Source organism: Kitasatospora sp. NPDC056800 (genome assembly GCF_042789775.1).
Lineage (GTDB): Bacteria > Actinomycetota > Actinomycetes > Streptomycetales > Streptomycetaceae > Kitasatospora.
Window position 1 is genome coordinate 1 of the sequence record NZ_JBHUAL010000198.1, and the last position, 18215, is coordinate 18215.

The 18215-nt window shown below is 75.2% G+C and carries 11 protein-coding genes; 1 reads left to right on the forward strand and 10 read right to left on the reverse strand.

Translation table 11 applies throughout. The annotated features are described in order from the left end of the window. The 10 genes from ACFRQN_RS32435 to ACFRQN_RS32480 all read right to left on the reverse strand — a co-directional run. On the reverse strand, nt 1-8576 hold an 8576-nt coding region (locus ACFRQN_RS32435), incomplete at its 3' end, for an amino acid adenylation domain-containing protein (RefSeq protein ID WP_380743929.1). After that, nucleotides 8576-9595 carry a 2,3-diaminopropionate biosynthesis protein SbnA gene (sbnA, locus tag ACFRQN_RS32440; protein ID WP_049658253.1) on the reverse strand — a complete coding sequence of 340 codons (1020 nt, stop codon included), beginning with the start codon at nt 9593-9595 and terminating at the stop codon, nt 8576-8578. The genes ACFRQN_RS32435 and sbnA, both read right to left, overlap by 1 nt. A 192-nt stretch (nt 9596-9787) precedes the next feature. Beyond that, entirely contained in the window at nt 9788-10942 is a 1155-nt protein-coding gene (locus ACFRQN_RS32445; RefSeq protein WP_074002431.1) for an acyl-CoA dehydrogenase family protein, read from the reverse strand. Next, complete coding sequence (locus ACFRQN_RS32450; protein ID WP_380743931.1) at nt 10939-11634, reverse strand: hypothetical protein; 696 nt, start codon at nt 11632-11634, stop codon at nt 10939-10941. Before ACFRQN_RS32450 ends, ACFRQN_RS32445 begins: the two co-directional genes overlap by 4 nt. Continuing rightward, complete coding sequence (locus ACFRQN_RS32455) at nt 11631-12518, reverse strand: hypothetical protein (protein WP_380743933.1); 888 nt, start codon at nt 12516-12518, stop codon at nt 11631-11633. The genes ACFRQN_RS32450 and ACFRQN_RS32455 overlap by 4 nt, the downstream gene beginning before the upstream one ends. 2 nt (nt 12519-12520) lie before the next feature. Continuing rightward, nucleotides 12521-12790 carry an acyl carrier protein gene (locus tag ACFRQN_RS32460; protein ID WP_049655074.1) on the reverse strand — a complete coding sequence of 90 codons (270 nt, stop codon included), beginning with the start codon at nt 12788-12790 and terminating at the stop codon, nt 12521-12523. A 44-nt stretch (nt 12791-12834) separates the two neighbouring features. Then, nucleotides 12835-14121, reverse strand: a complete 1287-nt coding sequence (locus ACFRQN_RS32465) for a type III PLP-dependent enzyme (protein ID WP_074002434.1) — start codon at nt 14119-14121, stop codon at nt 12835-12837. Then, the gene (locus tag ACFRQN_RS32470) at nt 14118-15527 is read right to left on the reverse strand and encodes a hypothetical protein (protein ID WP_380743935.1); all 1410 of its coding nucleotides are present in this window, start codon (nt 15525-15527) and stop codon (nt 14118-14120) included. The genes ACFRQN_RS32465 and ACFRQN_RS32470 overlap by 4 nt, the downstream gene beginning before the upstream one ends. Further along, on the reverse strand, nt 15527-16456 hold the full coding sequence (locus tag ACFRQN_RS32475; protein WP_049655080.1) for a 3-oxoacyl-[acyl-carrier-protein] synthase III C-terminal domain-containing protein: 930 nt from the start codon (nt 16454-16456) through the stop codon (nt 15527-15529). The genes ACFRQN_RS32470 and ACFRQN_RS32475 overlap by 1 nt, the downstream gene beginning before the upstream one ends. A 111-nt stretch (nt 16457-16567) precedes the next feature. Next, complete coding sequence (locus tag ACFRQN_RS32480; protein ID WP_049655082.1) at nt 16568-17296, reverse strand: DUF4097 family beta strand repeat-containing protein; 729 nt, start codon at nt 17294-17296, stop codon at nt 16568-16570. Between the two features lie 187 nt (nt 17297-17483). On the opposite strand from ACFRQN_RS32480, the gene ACFRQN_RS32485 reads away from it, so the two are divergent. Continuing rightward, nucleotides 17484-18212 carry an aspartate/glutamate racemase family protein gene (locus tag ACFRQN_RS32485; RefSeq protein WP_053112228.1) on the forward strand — a complete coding sequence of 243 codons (729 nt, stop codon included), beginning with the start codon at nt 17484-17486 and terminating at the stop codon, nt 18210-18212. Nucleotides 18213-18215: the final 3 nt, after the last annotated feature.

Here is an 18215-nt window from a genome sequence, read left to right on the forward strand (position 1 = left end):
GTGCGTCCGGCGATGGGGGAGCCGATGGGGATGTCGTGGCCGGCGCCGAGGCGGGTGAGGAGGGCGGCGAGGGCGGCCTGGAGGACCATGAAGAGCGAGGCGCCGTTGTCGCGGGCGAGGTGGGCGAGGCGGTCGTGGGTGTCGGGGTGGACGCGGAAGGGGACGGTGCCGCCGCGGTGGGTGGCGATCTTGGGGCGGGGGCGGTCGAAGGGCAGGGCGAGTTCCTCGGGGAGGTCGGCGAGGTTCTCCGTCCAGTACGCCAACTGCTGTGCGGCCAGGGAGGTTTGGTCGTGGTCGTCGCCGAGGAGGTCCTGCTGCCAGAGGGTGTAGTCCGCGTACTGCACCGGCAGCGGTTCCCACGCGGGGGCCGCACCGCGTGCCCGCGCCGCGTACGCCCGCGAGAGGTCCCGGGTGAGCGGTGCGGCGGACCAGCCGTCCCAGGCGATGTGGTGGACGATCAGCAGCAACAGGTGCTCCGCCGGACCGGTGCGCAACAGGGCGGCCCGCAGCGGGAGTTCGGTCGACAGGTCGAAGCCGCAGGCGGCCTCCGCCGGGGCCTCGGAGACCTCCCGGACGGTGAGCCCGGTCCAGGCCTCCGTGCCCAGGACCTCCTGGCGGGGCTCGCCGTCGGTCTCCGGGAAGACGGTGCGCAGCACCTCGTGCCGCTCGACCAGGTCGGCCAGCGCCGCGTCCAGCGCCGTGACGTCCAGCGCCCCGGAGAGCCGGACCGCGAAGGTCACGTTGTAGGCCGCCGAGCCGGGCTCCAGCCGATTCAGGAACCACAACCGCCGCTGGGCGAAGGAGAGTTGCCCGGAACGGTCGCCCTGGACGGCGGGCTGCAGCGGCGGCCGGACCGCGCCGCCGGCCGCGAGCTCCCGGGCGACGCCGGCCACCGTCCGCTGCTCGAAGAGCGTGCGGATCGGCACCTCGGTGCCCAGGGCGGAGCGGACCCGGCTGATCACCTGGGTGGCCAGCAGGGAGTGGCCGCCGAGGTCGAAGAAGTCGTCGTCGATGCCGACGGCGGTCCGGCCGAGCGCGTCCGCGAAGATCCCGCCGAGGATCTCCTCGACCGGGGTGCGCGGCAGCCGGCCCGCCGGGGCGGGGGCGCTGTCGGGGGCGGGCAGGGCCCGGCGGTCCAGCTTGCCCTGCGGGGTGAGCGGCAGCGCGTCGAGCACGACGACGGCGGCCGGGACCATGTACTCGGGCAGGGCCTCGGCGACCCGCTCCCGCAGCGCGGCCGGGTCCGGTACGGCCGGGGGCCGGGCGACCACGTAGGCCACCAGCCGGTCCTCGCCGTCGTCGGTGCGGACCAGGACGGCGGCCTGCGCCACCTCGGGCCGGCCGGTCAGCACGGACTCGATCTCGCCGAGTTCGATCCGGAAGCCGCGCAGCTGCACCTGGTCGTCGGCCCGTCCGGCGTAGTCGAGTTGGCCGTCGGGGCGCCATCTCGCCAGGTCGCCGGTGCGGTACATCCGCTCGCCGGCGGGGCCGAAGGGGTCGGCGACGAAGCGTTCGGAGGTCAGGCCGGGCCGGTCCAGGTAGCCGCGGGCCAGGTTGCCGCCGACGTAGAGTTCGCCGACCACCCCGGCCGGGACGGGCCGCAGCGCGGAGTCGAGCACGTAGACCCGGTGGGCCCGGGTGGGCCGGCCGATCGGGGGCCGGCCCGAGCCACCGAGCCGTTCGCCACCACTGAGCCGTTCGCCGTCCGGCAGTGCGCCGCCACCCAGCCGCTCGCTCACCGTCGAGGCGAGGACGGCCTCGGTGGGCCCGTAGCCGTTGATCATCTGCAGCTGCCCGGACCAGCGGTCCACCACGTGCGGCGGGCAGGCCTCCCCGGCGACGACCATGGTCAGGTCGGCGGGCAGCCGGGTGCCGTCCGGGAGCGCGGCGGCGACCACCGGCGGCAGCCCGGCGAGGTTCACCCGGTGGCGGTGGATCAGGTCGACCAGCGGCCGGCCGGGGACCCGGCACTCCTCGTCGGCGACCACCAGGGTGCCGCCGCCGAGCAGGGACAGGCTCAGCTCCCAGACCGAGGCGTCGAAGCTGAACGAGGCGAACTTCAGCACCCGGGTGTCCGGGCCTACGCCGAAGCGCTCGACCAGGCTCGCCACCATCGCGGCGAAGCCGGAGTGGTCGACCGTCACGCCCTTGGGCCGGCCGGTCGATCCGGAGGTGTAGATGACGTACGCCGGGTGCCGGGGCAGCAGCGGGGCGGTCCGCTCGGCGTCCTGCGGGGCGTGCGCCGGGAGGCCGGCCAGCTCCGCCAGGGTGGCCGGGTCGTCGAGCAGCACCGTGCGGCAGTCGGCCCCGGCGAGCTGCGGGGCGAGGGCGGCGGTGGTGAGCAGGACGGCGGGCCGGCTGTCGGCCAGCATGAAGGCGATCCGGTCGGCGGGGTACTTGGGGTCGATCGGCAGGTACGCGGCGCCGGTCTTGAGCGCCGCCAGGACGGCGCAGGTCATCTCGACCGGGTCCGGTACGGCCAGCGCGATGATCCGCTCCGGTCCGACGCCGTGGGCGATCAGCAGCCGGGCCAGCCGGTTGGAGCGCTCGTCCAGCTCGCGGTAGGTCGTCTCGCGGTCCTCGAAGACCACGGCCACGGCCTCGGGCGCCCGGGCGACCTGGGCGGCGAACAGCGCGGGGACGACGGTGCGCGGGGCGGCGGCGGCCCGTCCGGCCCAGTCGCCGAGGATCCGGTGGCGCTCCTCGTCGGTGAGCAGGGGCAGCCGGCGGAGCGGGACGTCCGGGGCCGCCAGGACGCTCTCCACCACGTGGGCGAAGCGGTCCAGGATGCGGACGACCTCGTCGCGGTCGTAGCGGTCGGGGCGGAACTGGGCGCTCAGCGTCAGCCGGGTGTCCGGGTAGGCGAGGACCGCGAGGCCGCGCTCGCCGGCCAGCCGGGTGCGGGCGTTGCCCAGCCGCAGCTCGGGCACCAGCGCGTTGAGCCGCCCGACGTCGGCCTGCGGCTGGTTCTGGTAGCTGAACACGGTGTCGAACAGCTCGCCGGCCCCGGCGATCCGCTGCACCTCGGCCAGGCCGAGGTGCCGGTGGTCGAGCAGGGCGGTCTGCTGCTCGTCGATCCGGTGGAGGAGCGCGGCGACGGGCAGGTCCGGGTCGAGCCGCACCCGCACCGGGAGCATGTTCAGGAAGAGTCCGACCAGCGACTCGATGCCCGGAAGCTCCGGCGGCCGCACCGAGTTGACCGCGCCGAACACCACGTCCGGGGCGTCGGTGAGCCGGCCGAGCAGCAGCGCCCAGCAGCCCTGGAGGACGGTGTTGAGGGTGAGGTTCTCCGCGCGGGCCCAGGCGACCAGCCGGGCGGTGAGCTCCTCGGGCAGGGCGAGGTCGACGGCCTCGGGCAGCCCCGGGTCGCCCGGCCGGTCGGCCGTGCCGAGCCGCAGCGGTTCGCCCAGCCCGTCCAGTGCCTGCCGCCAGGCCGCGCGGGCGGCCTCGGTGTCCTGGGCGGCGAGCCAGTCGAAGTACGCCCGGTAGGAGGGCGCCGGGGGCAGGGCGGCCGGGTCGCCGCCGGTGGCGTACAGGGTGAACAGCTCCTGGGCGATCACGCCCATCGACCAGCCGTCCACCAGCAGGTGGTGCAGGGTCCAGAGCAGCCGGACCCGGTCGGGGGCCAGCCGGAGCACGGTGAAGCGCAGCAGCGGGGGCCGGGCCAGGTCGAAGCCGCGGGTCCAGTCCGCGTCGGTCAGCCGTTCGGCCTCGGCCGTCCGCTCCGCCTCGGTGGGGAGCCCGGACAGGTCGACCTCCTCCCAGGGCACCGGCACCGAGGCGGCCACGACCTGCCGGGCGTCCTCGGCGGACCGCTCGGGGAAGTGCACCCGCAGGCCGGCGTGCCGGGCCAGCAGCGCGGCGGCCGCGGTGCGCAGCGCGGCCGGGTCGAAGGGCCCCTCGATGTCGAGGACGGCCTGCATCAGGTAGGAGTTCATGCCCTGTTTGTCGAACTCCGTCTGGAAGATCAGGCCCTTCTGGAGCGGTGACAGCTCCAGCGCCTCGCCGTCCGCCGCCCCGTCCTGCTCGCCGGGGACGGCCTGCTCGGTGTGGGAGGCGTGGGCGGCCAGGGCTTCGAGGGCGCGGAACCAGGCGCGGGCGATGTGCTCGGCGTCGGCGTCGGCCAGTGCCTCCGGGGCCCAGAGCCAGTCGGCGACCAGGTGCGGCCCGTCCGGCCGGTCCTCGGTGACGGGCGTGGCCGCGAGCACGTGCCGCAGCGGCATGCTCGGGTGCACCCCGGTGCCGACGACGGCGTGCCGGGCGTCCGGCAGCCAGTCCCCGGCGCTCTCGTCCCGGTCGGTCCGGAACCGGCCGAGGTAGTTGAAGCCGAGTTCCGGTACGCCGTGCCGGGCCAGGGCGGTGACGGTCTGCGGGTTGAGGTGGCGCAGCAGCCCGTGGCCGAGCCCGTGGTCGGGCAGCCGGCCGAGCTGCTGCCGGACCCGGCGTACGGCCGCGTCGAGCGGCTCCCGCCCGGCGTCGCCCGGGTCCAGCCGTACCGGGAAGACGCTGGTGAACCAGCCGACCGTACGGGAGAGTTCGGCCTCGTCGGTGAACGGCTCGCGGCCGTGGCCCTCCAGTTCGACGGTGACGGCGCCGGCCGGGCGGTCGCGGTGCCGGCGCCAGTCGGCGACGGCGAGCGCGAGGCCGGTCAGCAGCAGGTCGTTGATCTCCCCGCCGTAGACCCGGCGGGCGGCGGCGAGCAGCGTCGCGGTGGTGTCCGCGGGCAGCTCCAGCCGGAGCCGGTGGGCGGAGCCGTACACGTCCCGCTCGGGGTCCAGCGGACGGGAGCCGAGCGGCTCCGCGGCCGCCGACTGCTCGGCCCACAGCGGGAATTCGCGCACCCGCTCGGCGGTGCGGGCCTGCTCGCCGAGCAGCTGCGACCAGCGGCGGTAGGAGGTGCCGACCGGTTCCGGGGCGAGGCCCCGGCAGGCGGCGGCGAGGTCGGCGACCAGGACCCGCCAGGAGACCCCGTCCACGCACAGGTGGTGGGTCAGCCAGACCAGCCGGCCGGGGCGGCCGGGGCCGGCGTCGAGCAGGACGAGCCGGGTCACCGCGCCGTCCTCGGGGGCCAGCCCGGTGCGGGCCGCGGCGATCTGCTCGTCGACGGCGGCGGCCAGCGCGGCCGGGTCGTCGGCGAGCGCCGAGACGTCGACCCGGCGGACGGCGTCGGCGGCCCGGACGGCGCCCCTGGGCAGGGCCTCCAGAGACCACAGACCCGGCGCCACCACGGTCAGCCGCGACCGCAGCGCGGCGTGGTGGTCCAGCAGGACGGCGGTGGCCGCGGTCAGCCGGTCGAGGTCCAGGCCGGCCGGGGTGGTGAGCACCTGGTACTGGCTGTACTCCCTGGTCCGCTCGTCCAGGACGCCGAGGTCCTCGCGCAACTGGTGGGCGATCGGCAGGAGTTCGACCTCGCCGGTGTCGTCCGGCGCGGCGGCCGGGCGGGCCGGGCCGCCCGGTGCGGCGAGCGCCGCGATGGCGGCGGGGGTGTGGTGGGTGCGGATCTGCAGCGGGGTGACGGTCAGTCCGGCCCGGCGGGCGTGGCCGACCGCCAGGATGGCGCTGATGCTGTCCCCGCCCAGCTCGAAGAAGTTGTCGCCGGGGCGGACCTCCGGCACGCCGAGGACCTCGGCGAACGCGGCGCAGACGATCTCCTCGGCCCGGCTGCGCGGAGTGTCCGGCCGGGCCGGGGCCTCGGCGCCGGCCGGTGCCGGGTCGGGCAGCGCCCGGCGGTCGACCTTGCCGTGCGGGGTCAGTGGCAGGGCGTCCAGGAGCAGGACGTTCGGCGGCACCATGTACTCCGGCAGGACGGCGGCCAGGCGCTCGCGGACCCCGGCCGGGTCGAGCACGGCCCCGGCGCGCGGGACGCAGTAGCCGACCAGCCGGGTGCTCCCGCCGGTGCCGCCGACCGCCCGTACCGCCGCGTCGGAGACGTCCGGCAGCGCGCGCAGCGCCGCCTCGATCTCGCCGAGTTCGATCCGGTGGCCGCGTACCTTCACCTGGTTGTCCCGGCGGTCCAGGAAGACCAGCTGCCCGTCCGCGCCGCGCACCACGCGGTCGCCGGTGCGGTACATCCGGCTGCCCGCCGGGCCGTACGGGTCGGGCACGAACGCGGCGGCGGAGCGGGCCGGGTCGGCCAGGTAGCCGCGGCCGACGCCGGCGCCGCCGACGTACAGCTCGCCGGGCGCGCCCTGGGGGACCGGGAGCAGGGCGTCGTCGAGCACGTAGAGCCGGGTGTTGCGGACCGGGCGGCCGATCGGGACGGCGCCGTGTTCCGGCAGCCCGTGGCCGAGGTGCGCGTGGGTGACGTCGTCCGAGCACTCGGTGGGCCCGTACGCGTTGACCAGTCCGACCAGCGGGTAGCGGCTCGTCCAGCGCCGGCACAGGTCGGCGGGCAGTGCCTCGCCGGTCGCCACCAGGTGGCGCAGCGCGGCCAGCACGGGCGCGCCGGCGCCCAGGTCCCAGGCGTCCAGGGCGGCGCGCAGCAGTGAGGGGACGACCTCCAGGACGGTGACGTCCTCGGTGTCGGCGAGGGTGAACAGCAGGTCGGGGTCGGCCGCGGTCTCCCGGCGCACCACCCGGACCCGGCCGCCGACCACCAGCGGCGCGAGCATCTGCCACACCGACACGTCGAAGGTGACCGGGGCGTTCTGCACCACGCTGTCGGCCGCGTCCAGCGCCAGGTCGTCGACCTTCGCCAGCAGGTGGTTGACCATCCCCGCGCGGTGCACCATGGCGCCCTTGGGCGCCCCGGTGGACCCGGAGGTGAAGATCACGTACGCCAGGTCCAGCGGGGTGCCGAGGACCGGCGCGAGGTCGTCGTCGGCGTCCCGCTCCCGCGCGGAGACCTCCAGCAGCCGGACCGGACGGCCGGCGGCGGCCGCCACCCGCTCGGCGAGCGGCCGGTGGGCGGCGTCCGCGACCACGGTGGTGATCCCGTTGTCGGCGAGCAGGGCGACGGTCCTGGCCTCGGGCGCGCCCGGGTCCAGCGGGACGTAGGCCGCGCCGGCGCCGATCACGCCGAGCACCGAGGCGATGAAGTCGGAGCCCGGGGTGACCAGCAGGGCCACCAGGCCGGCGCCGCCGACCCGGCGGGAGAGGGCGCTGGCCCGGCCGACCAGCTCGGCGTACGTGGTCGTGCCGCCGTCCTCGGCGACCGCCACGGCCTCGGGCCGCCGGGCGGCGAGCTCGCGGATCCGGGCCACCGCGCAGTCGAAGCCCGCCGGGCGCTCGGGCCCGCTCGACTCCCGCACCCAGGCGGCGCGGTCCCCGGTGTCCACGGCCAGGCCGCCGACCGGCTGCTCGTCCCCGGCCTCGGCGAAGCGGTCCAGGAACTCCACCAGCCGGGCGAGGTGGCCGTCGATCTCCGCGTCGGTGTAGCGGTCCGGGTTGCCGTTGAGGTGCAGCTCGATGCCGGCCCCGGCGGTCTCGACCACGGTGACCATCAGGTCGTCGATCAGCCCGGTCGACAGGTTGACCACCCGCGCCGTGCACGGGCCGAGGGCCAGTTCGGCCTGCTGCGGCAGCAGGTTGACGAACGGTCCGAAGGGCCGCCGGTCGTCGCTGCGCAGCCCCATGGCGCGGCGGATCGCGCTGACCCGGTGGCGCTGGTGGCGGAGCGCCTGGGCCAGCTCCCGGGAGGTCTGGCGCAGCAGCCCGGCCCTGGTCAGGGCGGGGCGGACGGGCACCCGCAGCGGCAGGTAGTTGGCCAGCATGCCGGGGATCGACCGCTCGTGGGCGGTCGGCCGGGCGGTCACCGGCAGGGTCAGCAGGACGTCCTCGACCCCGGTCATCCGCTGGGTGTACACCGCGACCGCCGCCATCACCGCGGTCGGCCAGGTGACGTCCGCGCGGCTGGCGGCCGCGCGCAGCCGGGCGCTGGTGCCGGCGGACAGGGCGGCGGTGCGGCGCAGGAAGCCCTGCGGCGCGGCCGTCGCGGGCTCCCGCTGGGAGAGGTCGGCGGGCTCGGGCGGCTCGGGGAACCGGCGCTGCCAGAACTCGGCGTCCCGCCGGGCCCGGGAGGAGCCGAGGTAGGCGGCCTCGGCGGCGAGCAGGTCGGCGAGCGGGGGCAGGGCCGGGCCGGCGTCCCCGCCGTCGGCCTCGTACAGTTCGGCCAGCCGGCGCCAGAGCACCACCTGGCTGAAGCCGTCGCACAGCAGGTGGTGGACGGAGAGGTAGAAGAGCGCCCGGTCCGGGCCCAGGGTGAGGACGGCGAGCCGGAACAGCGGGAACCCGGCGGGGTCGTAGGGCTTCGCCAGGTCCGTCCGCATCCAGTCCAGTGCCGCCGCGGACGGATCGGGCTCGGCGCCGAAGTCCAGCTCGTCGAGCGGGAGTTCGGCGACCTCGCGGAGGCGCTGGCGGGGTTCGCCGTCGACGTCGAGGAACTGGGCGCGCAGGCACTGCGCCTCCTCGACCAGCCGGCCCAGCGCGGTGCGGAAGCGGGCCCGGTCCAGCGGGCCGCGGACGTCCAGGTAGCCGGCCGAGTTGTACGCGTTGCTCCCGCCGGCCCCGTTGACGTCGAGCCAGATCTCCGTCTGGCCGGCGGTGAGCGGCAGCGAGGTCCCCAGGACCGATGTCATCACAGGCTCCCAACGGAGGTCGGGCCGATCGAGGCGAGGCCGGTACCGGGGGCGGCCGCCTCGGCGGCCAGGGCGTCGGGGCCGAAGGACTCCAGCACCCACGCGTCGTCGTAGACGGTGTCCAGGTAGCGTTCGCCGAGGTCGGGCGCGATGGCCACGGCGGTCAGCTCCTCGTCCGGCCGGTTGGCGCCCAGCCAGCGGGCCGCGCCGCTGAGCACCGTGCCGGTCGAGCCGCCGAGCAGGAAGCCCTCGCGCAGCAGGGCGCGGCAGGCCCGGACGGTGTCGGTCTCGGCGACCAGCACGGTGTCGTCCACGTAGGACTCGTCGAGGATGGCGGGCCGGACGCTGGTGCCGATGCCGGGGATCAGCCGGCCGCCCGGCTCGTGGCCGAAGTTGACCGAGCCGACGGCGTCGACCGCGACGATCGTCACCCCCGGGTTGTTCTCCCGGAAGTACCGGGCGCAGCCCATCAGAGTGCCGGTGGTCCCGGCGCCGACGAACAGCACGTCCAGCTCCGGGAAGGCCTTGGCGATCTGCGGCCCGGTGGTGCGGTAGTGGGCGGTCCAGTTGCCCGGGTTGGCGTACTGGTTGAGCCAGTGGAAGTCCCGGTGCTCGGCGCACAGCCGGGCGACCAGGTCGAGCCGGGCGCCGAGCAGGCCGCGCTGCGGGTCGGGCTCGGTCACCACCCGCACGTCGGCGCCCAGGCGCTGCATCAGCCGCCGGGAGACGGTGGTGCAGCGGGAGTCGGTGACGCAGACGAAGGTGAGCCCCCGGCTCGCCGCGACGAGGCTCAGCGCCACGCCGAGGTTCCCGGAGGAGCTCTCCACGATGGTCATCCCCGGCCGCAGCGCCCCGGACCGGAAGGCGGAGTCCACCATCTCGCCCGCCGCCCGCAGTTTGACCGAGCCGGCGAAGTTGAAGCCCTCGCACTTGAGGTACAGCGGACGGCCGATCATCCGTCGGAGGTCGACGTACAGGTCCTCGACGTCGAATTCCTGCGGTGTCGTGATAACTGGCATGCGTCTACTCCCACCCGGTCGTTCCGTGGTAGCGGGTGCCCAATCGGTCCGAAGCGATGGCCCCATGGTTTCCGAACACACTGACGTCGCACTGATTCGCAACTGATGGGGCGAAGGCCCTGGTCAGAGGCCCGGGACGGGCCCCGGGGCGCCGCCGGGGGCGCCTGCCGGGACGGGCCCCGGGAGGCGCTGCTAGGCGCGCCCGACCTTGCCGGTGAGCAGTCCCTGGAAGAGGTTCAGCCGGTGGATGTTGGCGGCGCCCTCGAGGAACTCCATCGCCCGGGCGTCGCGCGCGAGCTTGTCCAGCAGCGGGTGCGCCAGCCGGGCCCCGGGCCCGAAGAAGCCGCAGGCCGCCAGCGTCACGTCCTCGGCGAGCCGGGCGGCGCGCAGTTTGGCGGCCGAGGCGAGGTGGCCGTCGGCCGGCCGGGCGTCGACCGTCGCGGCGGCGTCCAGCACCAGGCGGTGGACGGCGTCGATCCGGCGGCCGATCGCGTCCAGCCGCTCCTGCTCGGCGGTGCGCAGCGGGCCGCGGTGCGCGGTCACGTAGTCGTGGGCGGCGCGGGCGATCCCGACCGCGATCGCCGCGACGCCCGGGCGCAGCTGGTTGAAGATCTGGACGAAGGACCAGACCCCGCGCCGGCTGGCCGGGAGGTGGCGGCCGAGGACGTGTTCCTCGGGGACGGCCACCGACTCCAGCCGGACGGCGCTGATCCGCGCGCCGCGCAGCCCCAGCATGTCCAGCGGCTCGGCGTGGAACCCGGGGGTGTCGGTGTCGACCAGGACGGCGGTGATGCCGAGCGGGCCGGGCCGGGTGCGGGCGAAGACCACCGCGAGCCGGGCCCGCGAGGCGTTGCCCACGTAGCGCTTCTCGCCGCTGAGCAGCGCCCCGCCCGGGGCGGGGGTCAGCGCGGTGGTCAGGGCCGTCGCGTCCGAGCCGCGGTCCGGTTCGGTCAGCGCGAAGCAGGTCCACAGGGGTTCGCGCAGCATCCGGCCGTAGAACCACTCCTTCTGCCGCTCGTCGGCGCACAGGCCGACCGCGACGCCGGCCAGGAACGGGCCCGGCGAGGCGACCATCGCGCCGACGTCGGCGCGGGCGAGCTCCTCCATGACGACGGCGCGTTCCAGTGCCGAGTCGCCGCAGTGGCGCTGCCCGTCGATCTTTTCCGGCTCGTTCCCGTACGCGGCCGGGATGCCCATCGTCGCCAGGTAGCGCACGGCCGGGAGGTCCAGGTGCTGCCGGATCGCCTCCGGGTCGCGGTCGATCTCCAGCGCGAGCGGGCGCAGCCCGGCGCCCCACTCGCGGGCCCTGGCGCGCAGCGCGGCCAGGTGCCCGTCCGGCCCGGTCATCGCGGTTCCTCCCCGGTCACGTGGACCTCCGCCAGCAGCTCCGACAGGTAGCAGGGCATCCCGGGGCCGTCCCGCAGGTAGCCGCTGGCGCCCAGCAGCCGGACCTGCTCCCGGTCGGCCGCGGTGATCCGGGCGTGGACGTCCGCCAGCACCGCGGCGGGCAGGTCGCCCGGCCCGGCGCCGGACAGCACCGCCCGGACCTCCAGGTGGTCGGCCACCGCCTCGGCGACGGTGCCCTTCACCAGCTGCTGCTGCAACAGGTACGAGTCGCCGCTGCGGCGCCGGCCCAGGTAGCCCAGGCAGGCCGAGCGCAGCGACTCCGACAGGCCGAGCCGCACCCAGGCCAGGCCCAGGACGAAGGCGGCGCCGGCCTCGCGCTCGGCCGCGCCGCGCCGGGCCGGCGGCGCGGTCGTGACGGTGGCGGCGACCACCTCGCCGCCGAGCAGCGCGGTGCGCGACAGCACGGCCTCGTCGGCGGGGCGGCGCGGCCGGGTGGCGCCGGCGACCCAGAGCCCGTCGGCCTCGGCGAAGGTCCGGGCGTCGGTGACGGTGTGCCCGCCCGGCCCGCAGGGCAGCAGGCCGGGCGTCAGGGCGGAGGCGAGCAGCCGCAGCGCCGGGGCGAGGCCCCGCTGCCGGGCGGCGTCCTGGCAGCGGGGCCACAGGTCCGTGTCCCGGTGCGTCACGGTGGTCACCGCCCGCCCCGTTCGATCAGGCAGACGGCCAGGTCGCCGGTGTCGGGCTCGTGGTCGACGACGGCGATCCGCTCCTCCCGGCCGGCCGACCAGGCGGGGTCGGCGGCGAGGGCGGTGAGGGTGCCGGAGGCCGGGCGGCCCGGCGGGGTGCGCACGATCCGGCCGGGGTGGCCGGGCAGGTCGCGCGCCGGGTCGAGGGCGGCACCGAGGACCAACGGGCAGCCGGTGGCGTCCAGTTCGGCCAGGGCGGTGCGGACGGCGGCCGGCACGTCGTCCGGTCCGGTGCCGGTGCGCTGCCACAGGGTGAGCCGGCCGAGGGAGCCGGTGTCGGTCAGCAGCAGCGCGAGGCCGGCGTCCCCGGCGAGGTCCCGTCCGGTCTCGTACGGGAAGGTGGCCTGGTCGAGCACGAACACCGCGACGCTGCGCAGGTCGTGCCGCCGGGCGTAGGCGTCGGCCAGCCGCAGCGCGGCGAAGGGGGCGTTGGAGCCGCACTCGGAGACGGCGAAGGAGAGCGGCCCGCCAGGGACGCGCTCGGAGAGGCTGGTGACGGCGGCGAGCCGGCAGTCCAGGTCCGGGGTGGCGTGGGCGACCACGGCCAGCTCGATCGGCGGCGCCTGCGCGACTCCGGGCTCTCGCGGGTCGAGCGCGGCGAGCAGCTCCCCGGCCATGTCGGCGAAGGTGTTCCCGGCCGCCTCCCGGACCAGCTCCGGCCGGTGGTCGACGCCGTAGGCGGCCGTCAGGTCGGCGAAGTGGCGCAGCGAGAAGGCGTCGTCGATCCGTGCCCGGCCCGGTGGGAACCTCCGGTGGGTGATCGCGGCGAGCCCGAGCGGGAAGACGGCGGGCGCCTCCCAGGGGCCCTTCGTCGGTACGGTCCGGACCGGCATGCTCAGCCGCCCAGTTCCGTGGCCACGAAGTCGGCCAGCGAGCGGACGCTCGCGAAGTGGGCCATCTCCAGCGAGTCGGTGTCGAACTCGACGTCCAGCGACTCCTCCAGCCGCATCAGCAGCTCGAAGACGCCGGTGGAGTCGAGGCCGAGCTCGTCGAAGAGCCGGGACTCCTCGGTGAGTTCGGGCAGGTCGTAGTCGAGCACCTCGCCGAGGGCGGCGGAGATCTCGGTGACGATCCGCGCGCGGTCCGTGCCGGTGGCTCCGGTCATGGTCGGCACTCCTTCCGGGGGTTGGGGGTGGGGACGTGCGGCAACTAGCTGGAGCGGCCGAGGAGTTCGGGGGCGATCGGGCGCTGGTGGCGCAGCAGGTCCTCCGGGCGGTCGGGCTCGCGGACCAGGTGCGCCTCGCCGTCGAGCACCAGCACCTCGGCCGGGTAGCCGTGGCTGAGGAAGTGCACGGGGGAGGCGGTCGGCCCGTACGCGCCGGAGCGCAGCACGCCGAGCAGGTCGCCCGGCCGCACCGGCGGCAGCTCGGCCTTCTTGGCCAGGGTGTCGTTGGGCGTGCAGAGCGGGCCGGTGACGTTCCACACCTCGGTGGCGGGCTCGTCGAGCCGGTTGAGCAGCAGCATCGGGAAGTTGCGCTTGACGAAGGAGCCGATGCCGACCGCCGCCATGTGGTGGTGGGTGCCGCCGTCGGCGACCGCGAAGCGCTCGCCCAGCGACTCCTTCACGTACCGGATCCGGGTGACGTAGGTGCCGGCCAGCGCGGTGAGGTAGCGGCCGAGCTCCATCACCAGCCGGGTGCCGGGGTGGCGTTCGGCGAACGCGGCGACCAGCGGGTTGATCCCGGCGGCTAGCTTCGGCAGGTCGAGGTCCCGTTCGCCGTCGAAGTAGGCGACGCCGAGGCCGCCGCCGACGTCCACCAGCTCCAGCTCGAAGTCCAGGGCGGCGCTGAGGCGTTCGGCCAGGTCGAAGATCCGTTCGGTGTTCTCGACGATGGTGTCCTCGACCAGGATGCGGGTGCCCATGTAGACCTGGACGCCCATCACCCGCACCGCCGGGTGGCGTGCCACCAGCCCCGGGTCGGCCAGGAGTTGGGCCTCGTCCATGCCGAACTGGCGGGGCTTGCCGCCCATGGTGAGGCCGGAGCCCTTGACCGAGAAGCTCGGGTTGACCCGCAGCGCGACCGGCGCCACCGTGCCGCGCTCGCGGGCGAGTTCGTCGATCAGCGCGAGTTCCTGGAGGGACTCGCAGACGATCGCCGCGATCTCCTCGTCCAGGCAGGCGAGCAGTTCCTCCCGGCTCTTGCCCGGCCCGAGGAAGAGGATGTCCCGGCCGGCCACCCCGGCCTGCCGGGCGGTGCGCAGCTCGGTGAGCGAGGAGACCTCGGCGCGGGCGCCGTGGGCGTGGAGCAGGGCGCAGATGGCGAGGTTGGGGTTGGACTTGAGGGAGAAGAACACCTGGAGCCTGGGGTCCAGGTGCTCGCGCAGGTCGCGCATCCGCCCGGTCAGGGCGTCCCCGTCGTAGAGGAAGAGCGGGGTGCCGTACCGCTGGGCGATCTCGGTGACGGGTGTGCCCTGGATCTCGAAGACGTCGCTCATGGCCGGTCCCCTCTCTCCCGCCGGTCGAGCCGGTCGGCGATCTCCGCGTCGATGGTGGTCAGTTCCTCCGCCGAGTCCGCGAGGACGATCCCGTACAGCCGGCCGTCGACCGGGGCGCCGCCGCCGGTGAACGCCGCGTTGACGGTGGCGAAGTTGTTCACCAGCAGGCCGGTGCCGCCGGCCGGGTCGAGCAGCAGGCCGTCGAGCAGCCGGCGCAGCTCGTCGAAGGCCAGCGGTTCGGTCAGCCGCAGCGGGTAGTGGCGGGCGACGGCGACCTGTTCCGGCTTGACGAACCGTTCCTGCAGACGGACCTGGTAGGTGGACATGTTGTTGCGGGCGTTGATCTCCACGACCGGGTAGATCCCGCCGTCCGGGTCCACCATGGCGTCCACCCCCACCACACCGTGGAAGCCGTCCGCGGCCAGCCGCTTGCCGAGCAGGTCCGCGGCGGTGCGCAGCTCGTCGACCTGGTCGGCCCCGAGCCGGGCGGGCATCCGGTGGCCCTTGTGGACGCCGTCCTCGGTGAGCTGCTCCTTGACGAAGTCGAACGCCACCGAGCCGTCCAGGCCCACCGTGAACTGGTAGTTGAGGTCGGTGCTCTTGGCGACCCACTCCTCGACCACCATGGCGATCCGCGGCCGGCCGGAGGCCTCGACCTGCTTGGCGATCAGCCCGAGGATCCGCTCGCCGCGGCGCCGGCTGGTCAGCCGGGCGATGCCCTTGCCGGAGACGCCGAACGCCTCCTTCACCACGGCCCGGCCGTCGCCGAGCTCGGCGTCCACCGCCGCGAAGGCGTCGGCGAGTTCGGCGAGCGTCTCGCAGGCCCAGCCGCGGGGCTGGCGCAGGCCGAGCTCGTCGGCGATCCGGCGGCTGTAGACCTTGCTGTTGACGGCCTTGCAGGTGGCCGCGTCCGGTCCGGCCAGGCGCAGCCCGGTGGCCGCGGCGAGGCGCTCCTCCGGCTCGGACACGCCGTGGGCGGCGATCCGGCAGCCATCGGCGGCCAGGTCCGCCAGTTCGGCGAGCAGGGCCGGGTCGGCCAGGGCGTCCTCGGTGACGGTGCGCTGCGGGTCCTGGGCGGCGGGGACGTGGACGTGCGGCAGGTCCAGGCCGAGCCCGGCCAGGTAGCCGAGGTAGTCGCCGTCCGGCCGGGTCTTGAGCACCACGTGGTCCCGGCCGCCGGCCAGCAGCAGCGCGAACTCGTCCATCCGGTTGACCACGGCGCTGGAGGTGGCGGCGGAGAGCCGGGGCAGGGTGTGCTCGCCGAGCGCCCACTGCTGCTCCACCTCGAAGTTGCCCAGGAACAGCAGCCGGGCGTCCGGGGAGCCGGTCAGGGCGAGGGCCAACCGGTCGGCGGCATCGGGGGCATCGGCGGCATCGGGGGTCCGGCCCCCGTCGCGGGCGCCCATCAGTGCCTCACGACCATCGCGGCGAAGGACTGGCCGAGCCCCGCGGAGGTCATCAGGTAGGTGTCCCCGGGCCGCAGCAGGCCGAGTTCGAGCGCCGACTGGTAGTTGATGAAGGGGTCGGCGCAGAAGCAGTGGCCGGTCCGGCCGATGTTCTCCAGGAAGATGCGGTCCCGGTCGATGCCGAGCGCGTTGGCGGCGACCGTCCAGGAGACCCGGTTGACGTTGTGCGGCAGCACCAGGTCGAGGTCGCCGACGGCCAGGCCGGCCGCGGCCAGGGCGCCGTCGATGACCTCGGCCATCGCGTCCTGGTAGATCCGCTTGGCCTCGCGGGCGCCCTCGGCGTCGAGGTCGATGACGCCGTCCTCGCGGCCGTGGATGCGGGCGTGGTAGCCGAGCACCCGGTTGCGGTCGCCGCCGGCGCCCACCAGGACGGCGGTGACGCCCTCGCCCATGATCGAGACGTCCTCGACCCACTGGGAGAACGGGGTGAGCGTCTTGTCCCCGGCCAGCACCAGCGCGAGCGCGTCCGGGTCGCCGTCCGCCGCCAGCAGGGTGCCGGCCGCGTCCACCGCGAGCAGTCCGGTCGCGCAGCCGTGGTCGGCCACCGAGAAGACCTTCGCCCGGCGCAGCCCCAGCGACTCGCAGACCGTCCGCAGCGGGCTGACCGGGTACGGTGCGGTGGTGCGCAGCCCCTTGGCGCGCACCACGTACCGGATCCGGTCCTCCTGCCCGGCGAGGGCGTCGAGCTTGCCCGCCGCGGTGGCCAGCAGCTCCGCCTCGGACTGGTCGGGCGCCTGGCAGATCCGGTCGAGGCCGTACAGCCTGGTGAACCGGCGCACCTGCTGGTCGGTCAGCCCCAGCGGCTCCCGCAGCTGTTCGACCGAGACCGTCGGTGGCAGGTAGCTCGATACCGCTTCTATCGACGTCATGCGACGGGGCCTCCTCGCGACAAGGATCGGAGCCCCACCAGATTCGCCGGGAACGCTGACAGGCTGCTGACGCCCGGCTGATCGCCGGACGGCAGCCCGTTGCGCGGGTTGTCAGGCCTGCTTGACCTGGATGCGCCCGTTGCTGGTGCTCAGGTCGAGCTGGTAGCGGCCGGACGGGTCGTCGGAGACCCCGATGTCCTTGTGGCCGTTGCCGGTCTTCGCGGACACCTTGTACGTGGCGCTCGGCACGACCAGGGTGATGGCGCCGTTGGACGTCGACGCGGAGACGTCCTGCGGCTTGGTCGAGACGAGGTCGATCGCCCCGTTGTGGGTCTCGGTCTGGATGCGGCTGCCGTTCAGCCCGCGCCCGGTGATGGCGCCGTTGGTGGTCTTCACCTCCGTGGTGCCGTTCACCCCGTCCAGGCTGACCGCCCCGGAGTGGGTGGACACCTGCACGTTGCCCACCTGGGTCAGGTTGACCGAGCCGGAGTTGGTCTGGCCGCTGACCGGCAGGCCCGGGGGGACCTCGACGGTGTAGGTGACCGAGCAGTACTGGCCGCAGCCGCCCAGCACCAGGACGCCGTTCTCGACCCGGCTCGTCACCCCGGGCTTGTCGTTCTTGTAGCTGACCGACCGGTGCACGGAGACCTTGTCGAGGCCGTCCTTGCCGCGCAGGGTCACGCCGCCGGAGGTGGTGTCGAGCCGTACGGCGGTGATCTTGTCGCTCACCGTGGCGTCGTCGTCGAAGTTGTTGTCGGGAGCCAACCCGCACGCGCTGAGACCGCCCACGGCGGCCGCGAGGACGACGAAGGACGCGAGACGGCCGGACTGCTGGCGCATGTCATTCCCCAGATCTGAAGGACGTTCCTGGACAGGCCCCGTCGCGGGGCGGACCCCACGAAGCTATCCCGCTGGGAAAGCCGGGGACCATGGGGCTAACCCCCGTCTCCTGAGGGGGAGTTCCCCCAAACGGTGGATGTCAGGCGAATGTCAGTTCCGGGTCAGCGCAGCCGTCCAGAGTCGAGGCATGACAGCGCTGACGGCACGGGCTCCCGAGCGGACCCTGGGCGTACTGGGCGGCATGGGCCCGGCGGCGACCGCGGAGTTCCTGCGGCTGCTCGCGGCCGACGCGCCGGCCTCCCGGGACCAGCAGCACCCCCGGTTGCTGCTGCTGTCCGAGCCGGGCATCCCGGACCGCACCGCCGCGATCCTCGGCGGCGACGACGAGCCCGGGCGGCGGGTGCGGGAGTGCCTGCGCACCCTGGCCGGCTGGGGCGCCGACCTGCTGGCCGTCCCCTGCAACACGGCGCACGTCTTCCTGGACGGCTTCGCCGCCACCTCGCCCGTCCCGGTGGTCGACATCGTCGACGCCACCCTGGACGAGGCCGTCCGGCTGAGCCCGGACGGCGGCTGGCTCACGGCGACCACCGGGACCGTGCGCAGCGGCCTCTACCAGCGGCGGGCCGCGGCCCGGGGCTACCGGCTGCTGGTACCCGACGGCGGGACGCAGGAGGCGGTCCACGGGGCCGCCGAACGGGTGAAGGCCGGACGAGCCGAGGAGGCCGGCGCCGCCTTCCGGGAGGCCGTCGGACGGCTCTGGCGGCGCCGGCGGCTGCCGGTGGTGGCGGCCTGCACCGAACTCCCGCTCGCCTACCGGAGCGCGGGCCTGCCGCCGGAGCTGATGGTCTCCAGCCTGGCCGCGCTCTCCCGGGCCTGCATCGCCGAGCTGTACCGGAGCGTTCCGGTGCGGTCCTGAAGC